General features: G+C 44.6%; 2 protein-coding genes. Both read right to left on the bottom strand.

The annotated features are described in order from the left end of the window. Position 1 precedes the first annotated feature (1 nt). Complete coding sequence (locus F1E73_RS16755; protein ID WP_150452628.1) at positions 2 to 1324, bottom strand: IS110 family RNA-guided transposase; 1323 nt, start codon at positions 1322 to 1324, stop codon at positions 2 to 4. Between the two features lie 308 nt (positions 1325 to 1632). Beyond that, a partial coding sequence (locus tag F1E73_RS16750; RefSeq protein ID WP_150452627.1) for an SDR family oxidoreductase occupies positions 1633 to 2029 on the bottom strand: 397 nt, incomplete at its 5' end.

The following is a 2029-nucleotide window of genomic DNA, read 5'->3' as shown; positions in this document are numbered from 1 at the left end:
ATCATATGACTAGATTTGTATTTAGCTGGTATGTAGCTAGTTGAGCTTCTATTTTTTCTTTTGCTTTTTCCAAAGATACAAGTTTTTTTCGCCAATATTTCTCTTGTGCTCCTTCCATGATATCTGGCCTGAACTCCTCTTTTTCTGTTACGAGCTTGTAATACACGGATGCTATTTTTCTTGCGGTACCCACAATGGCATGTCCTGAGCCAGATCTTGTTTTTTTCTTTCGCAAGTAATCACCAAATGGGTTTTTCGCGTTCCATAGCCCGTTCGCAGCTTCTCTTAATGCCTGACCGGCACGGTTCTTTTTTTTCGGCACCCTGCTAGAGATCATTTTGCCTCCTGTAATCTTATTGTTGGGCACGACGTTGAGCCATGAGAGGAACTGTTTTTCGGTCGGAAATTTTTGTTTGAGGCACGGCCCTGTCTCAGAAAGCAAAGTTAATGCGGTTATGTCCTTCAACCCCCATATCTTGGTTACGTCCACACCGAGGACATCGTAAAGGTATTGGGTAACGTTGAAGTCGGGTTGATTCTTGCGTGTCTTGTTGCCTTTTATGGATTTGGTAGCACCGGGGTCTTTATCTAGGCGTTCTAATGCCTTTTCTGTTGCAAGGTCGCAGTCCTTGAGTCGGTTTTCAAGAAATTGGTAATGTTTATAGGATTGTTGCAGACAGAAGATTTGTTCCTCTCGCCAATTACCTTCAAGGCTCTTTAGCAAGACCTGCTTACTCGCCTTGATTCGTCTGTCTCGGTGTTGTACCAATACTTTGGGATCACGCTCACCAGCGAGGATGGATTCGATAATCGAGCGACCGGTCTTGCCTGTAATATCGTTGATGACATTAGCCAATTTTATATTCATCTGTTCCAGGGCTTTCTGCATACGTTGAGTCTGCCGTGACATTTCTTTTATGAGGTTTTTTCGCTCGCGTACGTAGCAACGCAGGCTACGGGTCAGGTTATCTGGTTGAAAGCACGGGTTTAGCAAGCCACAGGCGTGTAGGTGCTGCAACCACTGGGCATCGCTTATATCGCTTTTGCGTCCGGGGACATGTTTGACGGCTTTTGCATTGACCAGATAGACTTCGAGTCCATAATCTAATAGTATTGTGTACAAATGGAACCAGTAAACTCCTGTGGATTCCATAGCCACAGTTTTAATACCTAGTGAGCAAAGCCATTGGGCCAATCGATGAAGGTCGGCGGTAAAGCTTTGAAAGACTCTGACCTTAGTAGCGCATTCTTTAGGAACGGCCACATAGTGGTCCCTCGAGGAAATATCTATCCCTGCTGCCATAGAATTTAGTAACTTTGCCATAATAAATTATTTTATAAGAGGGATCCTCCAGCGTGCCTTAATGAAGCATAAGCTATCATAAGGGGTCTAGGCCTCCAGTCGGTATGTTAAGAGCACGCACGCCTATACTGACGAAGGGGCTTTTTAGCACCAGTGTTGTTTAAGGTCTGTGAGGGTCTCTCTTTGTTATTCAATAAAGTTACAAAAAGTCATATTGGCCGGTAGTCCCGCACTTCAGCGGGGGAGGTACTGACGACTGATTACTGAACCTTTCTCAATACTCACTACTCATATCTCAATACTTTGTACTAACTACTTAATACTCCTCCTCAATGCGACCCTTTCCAACTCTTGGGCAAATTCCGCCCTATCATCGGGAACTGTTCCAAATCCATGACTTGCGAACTTACCGGTCCACATTCGTCCGAAAGCCAGTACAAACATGCCGTGGCAATCTCTTCGGGAGTGAAAATTCGTCCAGCAGGGGCAAAAAAAACGGGGATATCCTGGTACCAATCGCTCTTCATTCCCTGTTCTTTTTTATTTAAAATCTCCTTTTCCGTAAGCACCCAACCAGGATTAATCTGATTAACCCGTACCCCATATTCCCGGAACAGGCTATCACCCAAATTTCTGGTCATGGTCATCAACGCTCCTTTAGAAATGCTATAGGCCAATAAATTGGGTTCCCCTCCCCAAGCATTAATAGAACCAATATTAAGCACG

The organism is Arenibacter lacus (genome assembly GCF_008711145.1).
In the GTDB taxonomy this organism is placed as follows: domain Bacteria; phylum Bacteroidota; class Bacteroidia; order Flavobacteriales; family Flavobacteriaceae; genus Arenibacter; species Arenibacter amylolyticus.
The sequence above is the reverse complement of the archived record's forward strand: the minus strand, read 5'-3'. Positions and strand labels throughout refer to the sequence as shown.